Source organism: Clostridium sp. UBA5119 (genome assembly GCF_002414285.1).
Lineage (GTDB): Bacteria > Bacillota > Clostridia > Clostridiales > Clostridiaceae > Clostridium_J > Clostridium_J sulfidigenes.
This window is the reverse complement of sequence record NZ_DHYX01000007.1, coordinates 1-8959: the sequence shown is the minus strand read 5'-3', so window position 1 is coordinate 8959 and position 8959 is coordinate 1. Positions and strand designations below refer to the sequence as shown.

At 31.0% G+C, this 8959-nt stretch carries 7 protein-coding genes and 1 pseudogene; all 8 read left to right on the top strand.

Annotation, left to right across the window (positions count from 1 at the left end; translation table 11 throughout):
- Positions 1 to 1589 (top strand): NADH-quinone oxidoreductase subunit NuoF (gene nuoF, locus B2671_RS00475; protein ID WP_346868636.1); only part of this gene is annotated, 1589 nt, incomplete at its 5' end.
- A 4-nt stretch (positions 1590 to 1593) separates the two neighbouring features.
- On the top strand, positions 1594 to 3282 hold the full coding sequence (locus B2671_RS00470) for a [FeFe] hydrogenase, group A (RefSeq protein ID WP_346868635.1): 1689 nt from the start codon (positions 1594 to 1596) through the stop codon (positions 3280 to 3282).
- 5 nt (positions 3283 to 3287) lie between these two features.
- Positions 3288 to 3536, top strand: a complete 249-nt coding sequence (locus B2671_RS00465; RefSeq protein ID WP_035133546.1) for a (2Fe-2S) ferredoxin domain-containing protein — start codon at positions 3288 to 3290, stop codon at positions 3534 to 3536.
- A 231-nt stretch (positions 3537 to 3767) separates the two neighbouring features.
- The gene (locus B2671_RS00460) at positions 3768 to 4190 is read left to right on the top strand and encodes a hypothetical protein (protein ID WP_346868634.1); all 423 of its coding nucleotides are present in this window, start codon (positions 3768 to 3770) and stop codon (positions 4188 to 4190) included.
- A 116-nt stretch (positions 4191 to 4306) separates the two neighbouring features.
- Positions 4307 to 6180 (top strand): annotated as a pseudogene (gene htpG / locus B2671_RS00455) (molecular chaperone HtpG).
- 117 nt (positions 6181 to 6297) lie between these two features.
- The gene (locus tag B2671_RS00450; protein WP_346868633.1) at positions 6298 to 6954 is read left to right on the top strand and encodes a response regulator transcription factor; all 657 of its coding nucleotides are present in this window, start codon (positions 6298 to 6300) and stop codon (positions 6952 to 6954) included.
- On the top strand, positions 6954 to 8393 hold the full coding sequence (locus tag B2671_RS00445) for a HAMP domain-containing sensor histidine kinase (protein WP_346868632.1): 1440 nt from the start codon (positions 6954 to 6956) through the stop codon (positions 8391 to 8393). Before B2671_RS00450 ends, B2671_RS00445 begins: the two co-directional genes overlap by 1 nt.
- A 117-nt stretch (positions 8394 to 8510) precedes the next feature.
- Positions 8511 to 8921 carry a hypothetical protein gene (locus tag B2671_RS00440; RefSeq protein ID WP_346868631.1) on the top strand — a complete coding sequence of 137 codons (411 nt, stop codon included), beginning with the start codon at positions 8511 to 8513 and terminating at the stop codon, positions 8919 to 8921.
- Positions 8922 to 8959: the final 38 nt, after the last annotated feature.

The following is an 8959-nucleotide window of genomic DNA, read 5'->3' as shown; positions in this document are numbered from 1 at the left end:
ACATAAAAGTTAAGCCACAGGATTGTGAAGAAATTATAGATAAGACTATTGTTTTAGGTCAATGTGTAGATAGATTGGCTTATGAAAAAGATGGCAAGGTTTACAAAACTCAAGATGAAATACCTTTCTATAAAAAACAAACTAGATTGGCATTAGAACATTGTGGTCATATTGATTCTACATCTATAGAAGAATATTTTGCTATAGGTGGATATTTTGCTTTAGAAAAAGTACTGTTTGATATGACTTCAGATGAAATTATAAAAGAAATTGATGATTCTAATTTAAGAGGCCGTGGTGGCGGTGGATTCCCAACTGGGCGTAAGTGGGGTCAGGTAAAACGTCAACCTGAGGGTGAGAAGTACATTGTATGTAATGGTGATGAGGGAGATCCAGGTGCCTTTATGGATAGAAGCATAATGGAAGGAGACCCACATAGAGTTATAGAGGGAATGATGATTGCAGCAGTAGCCTGTGGAGCACAGGAAGGATACATATATGTACGTGCAGAATATCCTCTTGCTGTTAGCAGATTAAAGAATGCTATAGAAGAAGCTAAAAAGTATGGAATATTAGGTGAGAACATTCTTGGTACAGGTTTTAGCATGGATATAAAAATCAATAAAGGAGCAGGTGCTTTCGTATGTGGAGAAGGAAGTGCACTAACAGCTTCTATTGAGGGAAAAAGAGGTATGCCTAGAGTTAAGCCACCAAGAACTGTAGAACAAGGATTATTTGGAAAACCAACAGTACTTAATAACGTAGAAACCTTTGCTAATGTACCTATAGTAATTGAAAAGGGAGCAGATTGGTATAAAACCATGGGTCCAGAAAATAACAATGGAACAAAAGCCTTTGCATTAACAGGAAACATTGAAAATACAGGGCTTATTGAAGTTCCTATGGGTACAACCTTAAGAGAAATAATATTTGATATCGGCGGAGGAATAAGAGGAGGAGCAGAGTTTAAAGCTGTTCAAATTGGTGGTCCTTCAGGTGGTTGTTTAACAAAAGAACATTTAGATTTACCACTAGATTTTGATTCTTTAAAGAAAGCTGGAGCTATGATAGGTTCTGGTGGGCTAGTTGTAATGGATGAAAATACTTGTATGGTAGAAGTAGCTAGATTCTTTATGAACTTTACTCAAAATGAGTCTTGTGGTAAGTGTATACCATGTCGTGAAGGCACTAAGAGAATGCTTGAAATATTAGAGAGAATTGTAGCAGGTAAAGGTGAAATTGAAGATATTGATTTATTACTAGAACTTGCAGATACAATATCTTCTACAGCTTTATGTGGATTAGGAAAAACTGCAGCATTCCCAGTAGTAAGTACAATAAAGAATTTCCGTAGTGAGTATGAATCACATATTATTGATAAGAAATGTCCAACCAAGACATGTCAAAAACTTAAGACTATCTATATAGATGCAGACCTTTGCAAGGGTTGTTCAAAATGTTCAAGAATTTGTCCAGTAGGTGCCATTTCAGGTAAGGTTAAAGAACCTTTTGTAATTGATAAAAATAAATGTATTAAATGTGGTGCCTGTATTGAAGCTTGTGCCTTTAAAGCTATAAAGGAGGATTAATAGAATGAATGAACAATTTATGATTATAGATGACATCCCAGTGGAAATAAAGGGAGAAAAAAATATTTTAGAGGTAATTAGAAAAGCAGGAATAGACTTACCAACTTTATGCTACTACTCAGAGCTTTCTGTATATGGAGCTTGCCGTATGTGTATGGTAGAAAATAAGTGGGGTGGAATTGAAGCTGCATGTTCTACACCACCAAAAGCTGGTATGCAGATATATACTAATACACCTAGATTAAGAAAATATAGAAAGAATATATTAGAATTATTACTTTCAAATCATTGTAGAGATTGCACTACCTGTGAAAAAAATGGACATTGTAAACTACAGGAGTTAGCACATCGCTTTGGAATAAGAAAAGTAAGATTTGACAATACAGCAGAAAAAAGCGAATTAGATACATCATCTTTATGTATAGTAAGAGATAAGAGTAAATGCATACTTTGTGGTGACTGTGTAAGAATGTGTAATGAAATTCAAAATGTAGGTGCTATTGACTTTATAAAAAGAGGAGCAGAGATGAGTGTAGGTACAGTTTTTGACAAACCTATAGCAGAATCAAACTGTGTAGGTTGTGGTCAGTGTGCAGCAGTATGTCCTACAGGAGCTATAGTAGTAAAAGATGATACACAAAGACTATGGAAAGATTTAAGTGATAAAAATACTAAGGTAGTAGTGCAAATAGCTCCAGCAGTAAGAGTTGGAATAAGTGAGGAGCTTGGACAAAAAGATGGAGAAAATGTAATGGGTAAAATCGTTGGAGCTTTAAAGAGAATGGGTTTTGATGAAGTATTCGATACATCTACTGGAGCTGATCTTACAGTTCTGGAAGAAACAGGAGAATTTATTTCAAGATTAGAAAATAATGAAAGACTTCCTTTATTTACTTCTTGTTGTCCAGCTTGGGTTAACTATGTAGAAAAAACTTACCCAGAGATGATGGGTAATATCTCAACATGTAAATCTCCTATGCAGATGTTTGGTTCTGTTTTAAAAGAGCACTATAGTCATTCTAGTAAAAGAATAGTTAATGTAGCAATAATGCCTTGTACAGCTAAGAAATTTGAAGCTGATAGAGATGAATTTAAAGTTGATGAAGTTAAGGATGTAGACTATGTTATAACTACTCAAGAGCTTATAGCTATGATAAAGGAAGCTGGAATTATATTTTCAGAGATAGAACCAGAAGCTGTAGACATGCCATTTGGTGTTAGTAGTGGAGCAGGAGTTATATTTGGAGTTACAGGTGGAGTTACAGAGGCTGTTTTAAGAAGGGTTTTAGATGATAAATCTGTATCTACACTAAGAACTATAGCATTTAATGGAGTAAGGGGAATGTCTGGCGTAAAGGAAACTAGTATTACAGTAAATGACAAGGAATTAAAAATTGCTGTAGTTAGTGGTCTTAAAAACGCTGATGACCTTGTGAAAAAGATAAAATCAGGAGAAGCACATTATGATTTTATTGAAGTAATGGCTTGCCCAGGTGGATGTGTAGGTGGAGCAGGACAACCATTTACTATGTTCGAAGGAAAGCAAAAACGTGGAGAAGGTTTATATGCAGCAGATAAGATGAGTAGCCTTAAACGCTCAGAAGAAAATCCAGTAATGATGTCTCTTTATTCAGGATTATTAAATGGAAAAGTTCATAAGTTATTACATGTGAATTATAATAGAGGGGAGTAAACGCTGTGGTAAACTTAAGTGTTTGTATAGGTAGCGCCTGTCATGTGAAGGGATCTTATAATGTTATAAATGCTTTTCAACAGAGCATTGAAGAATATAATCTATCAGATAAAGTAGATTTAAAGGCAGTATTTTGTTTAGGTCATTGTTCTGATGCTGTATCTGTAAAAATTGATGACGGAGAAGTATTCAGTGTATCAGGCTTAACGGCAAAGAGTTTCTTTAAAAAAGAAGTATTACCAAGAGTAAAATAAGGTCATAAAACAAGCTAAATGTTAAATTAATATTGAGCCTACACTTATAATAAAGTGTAGGTTCGATATTTTGTAAGTTTTAGTGAGCTATTTTTGAGAAGAAGCTCTTTTTATTCATAGTAAATAAGTAGAATTTCTAAAAAATCTATACAGTTGTTAATTAAAATCTATATATGTGATATAATGATGTGCATGTAAAACTTAAGAATTAATTAACAGGAGCTGATATAAATGTATGTATTATTTGGTGAAAATGTAATTCATAATGATGAGATGAAAGAAATAATAGAAAGTAAAACTGATTTTAAAGTAATTAAGGATATGACAAAGGGAACTAAAAGAGAAGATGTTCATGCCTTTTGCTTAAGTGTGAAAATCTCAATCTTAAATGAGATTATAGAAGAAGAATATGATGATTTTAATTTAAGTGAAATGGAAGAGGACGATGTTTTTGATGAATATCTCAGCTTAGCAGAAGAGATGGCATTAGATATGGAAGAGTTTATTCCAGAGGAAGCTATTATCGATGCAAAGGCTTATAAATGGGATCAATCAGATAAAGATATAAAAGTTATTGTTATCATTGGAAATGACAAATTAGAAGAAAGAAAATTGAGAGATATAATGAAAAGATTACTAACTCAAGCAGAGTAAATGTGATATTTTTACAAAAAATTCACAATATATTCTTTATTTTATATAGAATTAGGTATAAAATATTTTATACGGTTGAGTATAAAATTTATTATTTTTGTTTGGAGGAGATATATATGCTTAAAGAGAATGGAAACATTTCAATTCACACTGAAAATATAATGCCGATTATAAAAAAATGGCTATACTCTGATAAGGATATATTTATAAGGGAACTTATCAGTAATGGTTGCGACGCTATTAATAAATTAGAAAGACTAGTGACCTTTGGAGAAGCAACTGTGGAGGAGTCTAAATACGAAGTTACTGTGTCCTTAAATAAAGATGAAAAAACAATTAAATTTATAGATAACGGTATAGGAATGACTTCAGATGAAGTGAAAAAATATATTAATCAAGTAGCTTTCTCAGGAGCCGAGGAATTTTTATCTAAGTATAAAGATAAAATTGATGAAGGAAAAGGGATAATTGGCCATTTCGGATTAGGGTTTTATTCATCTTTTATGGTATCAGAAAAAGTTGAAATTGATACTTTATCTTATAAGGAGGGCGAAGAAGCTGTTAAGTGGATTTGTGAAGGTGGTACAGAATATGAAATTGAATCTTCTGAAAGAACTTCTAGAGGAACAACTGTTACTCTTTATATAAGTGAAGATAGCAATGAATTCTTAGATTATTATAAATTAAGGCAAATTATAAAAAAACATTGTAACTTCTTCCCTGTTGAGATTTATCTAATAGATGAGAATGAGAAAAAAGATGATAAGGATTCAGAGAAGGATATAGAAAAAACTCCTTTAAATGATACAAAACCATTATGGATGAAAGCTCCAAAGGATTGTACAGATGAAGAGTATAAAGAGTTCTATAGAAAAGTCTTCAATGAATATAATGATCCGCTATTTTGGATTCATATGAATGTAGACTATCCATTTAATTTAAAAGGAATATTGTACTTCCCTAAATTAAAACATGAATTTGAAGCTACAGAAGGAGAAGTGAAACTTTATAATAAACAAGTTTTTGTGGCAGATAACATAAAAGAAGTTATTCCTGAATTTCTACTTTTATTAAAAGGTGTTATTGATTGCGAAGACATTCCTTTAAATGTATCAAGAAGTTTTCTACAAAAGGACAATAATGTATCAAAGGTATCTAGACACATTGTAAATAAGGTGGCTGATAAACTTACATCTCTATTTAAAAATCACAGAGATGAGTACAATGACTTTTGGAAAGATATAAATATATTTATTAAATATGGTTGTCTAAGAGATGAAAAATTCTATGACAAGGTTAAAGATATACTGATTTTCAAAACTACTAATGGAGACCATGTAACATTAAAACAATATCTAGAAAACAATAAGGAAAATCATGATNNCATGATAAAAAAGTTATTTATGTTAATGATGAAAAGCAACAGTCTCAATATATTAAAATGCTAAAAGAGAATAACTTAGAAGCTGTGATTTTAAATACTACACTAGACAGTCATTTTATTACTTTAATGGAGAGTAAAGAGGAAGGAGTACAATTTAGTAGAATTGACTCTGACTTAACAGAAATATTAAAGGCTGATGTTATAGATGAAAGTCCCGAGGAAAACAAGGCTATAGAAGAGATATTTAAGAATTCTATAAATAAGGAACAACTAAAAATATCTATAGAGCCTATTAAAACAGAAGAAGTTCCTGCCATGATTACTCTGTCAGAACAGTCTAGAAGAATGGCTGAGATGAGTGTGATGTTTGGAGGAGGGGATATGTCAATGTTCCCTAAAGAAGAGACTTTAGTTGTAAATAGTTCAAATCCATTAATTAAAAAACTATTTAATTTATCTAAAGATGAAAATAAAAAAGACTTGGTTAATGATATTTGTAACCAGGTGTATGACTTAGCTATGATAAGTCATGGACAATTAGGTGCTGATGAGATGTCTGATTTCATCAAAAGAAGCAATGATTTACTTGGAAGATTAATTAACTAGAGGTACCTAATAATTGTAATCATGAAGTGTATGTCCTAAAATAATTTGGGGACATACACTTTATTTTATACTATAATGGTATAAAATAAAGATGATATATTATATTAGGAGGTTTCAATGAAAATTTTAGTTGCTGATGATGATGAAAGAATTTTAAGGCTTATTGCTGATTATTTAACTTTTAATAAATTTAAAGTAATTACTGCAAAGGATGGTAAGCTTGCTTTAGAGAACTTTGATGATACCATTGATTTAGTAATTTTAGATGTGATGATGCCTATTTATGATGGATGGATTGTATGTAAAGAGATTAGAAAGATATCAGAAGTACCTATAATTATATTAACGGCTAAAGATAGTGATTTAGATGAACTTTTTGCCTTTGATATAGGAGTGGATGACTATGTATCTAAACCATTTAACATAGCCCTATTACTTGCTAGAGTTAATAGACTTTTAAAAAGCAAAATTAGTAAGGCAGGGAGCATTGTATTTAAAGGGATTGAAGTAGATGAAGAAAGTCACATGGTAAAAATAGATGGTAAGGAGAAAGAACTAAATCCGAAAGAATATGAACTATTACTTTACTTTATAAAAAATGTAAATAAAGTAGTAAGTAGAGAAACACTACTAAGAGTTATATGGGATGAAGATTACTTTGGTGATACTAGAACTGTAGATACTCATATAAGTCGGTTGAGAAATAAATTGGAAGAATACAACAAGTATCTAAAGACCATAAGAGGTTTCGGGTATAAGTTTGGAGAAGTATGATGAAATCAATTAAATTAAAGTTATTTTCTGGTATAGTTCTCATATTCAGTATTTTTATTTTAGGGATTGCAACCTATGGAATCACATATAAAGACTTTTTTCAGAGAGAAAAGTTAAAGGAAATGAATGATGTAATTGAAGAAATTAAAAACTATATAGATAAAGACTATGATAATATAGTTGATGGGAAGTTAGAAGGACTTTCAGAGAAGTATAGTGTTCAAATAGATATTAAAGATGTACTGATATCAGAGAGTATATTTTCTAGCTATAAAATGGGTAAAAATAATATGATGAATGGGCAGCATAGATTTGAAGTTATAGAATTTATAGGTGAAAAAGAGGGAATAAGCGAAACCATAACCCTTGATAGATCTACAGGTGTAGAGTTCTTAACTGCTATAGATAAAAATGTATATAATTACGAAATAAGTGTTAAAGCACCAATTACTGTTATTGATGATGCAGTAAATAAATCTATAAAGCTTTTATTTATGATAATGATACCTGTTGGATTTATAGCACTTTTTATCACAGCATTATTTTCAAGACAATTTACTAAGCCAGTAATAGAAATAACTAAAAAAACTAGAAAAATAGAAGAGCTAAGCTTTTGTGAGGATTTAAATATAAAGAGTATTGATGAAATAGGATTACTAGCTAAAAGTGTTAATAATTTATCCCATAAAATAGAAGAAACCTTAAAAAATCTAAAAGAAAAGAATTTAGAGTTAGAGACTATGATGGAAAATGAAAAGAAAAATAAATTAGCTAGAAGGGAATTTGTATCTTCCGTATCTCATGAACTAAAAAGCCCTATAGCTGTTATTTCAGGTTATATTCAAGCACTTCAAGAAGGTTTTATATCTTCAGAAGAGGATAGAAAATATTATTTAGATGTAATAGGTGAAGAAACAGATAGATTAGGTATCATAGTCAATGATCTTTTAGATTTATATAAGCTAGAATCAAATACCTTTAAATTAAATAAAAAAGAAGTAAATATAAATAGTTTAATGAAAAAAACTCTAGAGAAAAATAAATTTAGATTCGAAGAAATGAACATAAATCTTAACTTTACGGAAGGTGAAAATATTACTGTTATAGTGGATGAAGTTAGATTAGAACAAGCAGTACAAAATTATATTAATAATGCCCTTAGCCATGTAGATGAAAAAAAAGTAATAGATATTAATCAAAAAATAATTGAAGATAATTTAGTAATCTCTGTATATAATAGTGGCAGTAATATTGAAGATGATAACCTTACTAGGATTTGGGAAGGATTTATAAGGTTAGATAAGGTAAGAAACTATAAAGAAAAACGATTAGGTTTAGGTTTAGCCATAGTGAAACAAATAGTAAATCTTCATGACGGCACCTATGGTGTAAAGAATAGGAAACATGGTGTGGAATTTTGGATAAGCTTAAGGTTGTAAAAATGTATACTTATTTTAATCTAACTATTAGGTTGTTGTAACATTAATGTAACATTCCCTTGTTATTATAAAGGTGTAAAGAAAATAAAAAATAATTAATGAAGGGAAGGATTTAATATGAAAAAATCAATGATAGCCTTAGCAATGGTAGGAGTAATTACCGCCCTAGGAACAACTATGGCCTTTGCAGATGAAAATTTAGGAGGAGCTTTTAGAAATGGTGTAGCTACACAGGTTCAAAGCTTAGTAGAAGAAGGAAAGACTTTAGAAGATGCAAAGGAAATTATGCTACAAGAGAAATATGAAAGAGTAGATGCAGCTGTAGAAAGAGGAACAATAACTTCAGAAAGAGGAGAAGAAATTAAAGCTGAAATGGCTGAAAATAGTGCTACTTGTGATGGTGCTGGCATAAACAGAGAAAACAAGGAAGGCTATGGACTTAATCAAGGCTTAGGTAATGGTGCAGGTCAAGGTAGCGGAGCTGGCCAAGGAAAAGGTGCTGGCAGAGGAAATTGTATAAATAACTAAATCTATTATTTAAATAGCTAATATTATAGGAAGGATAG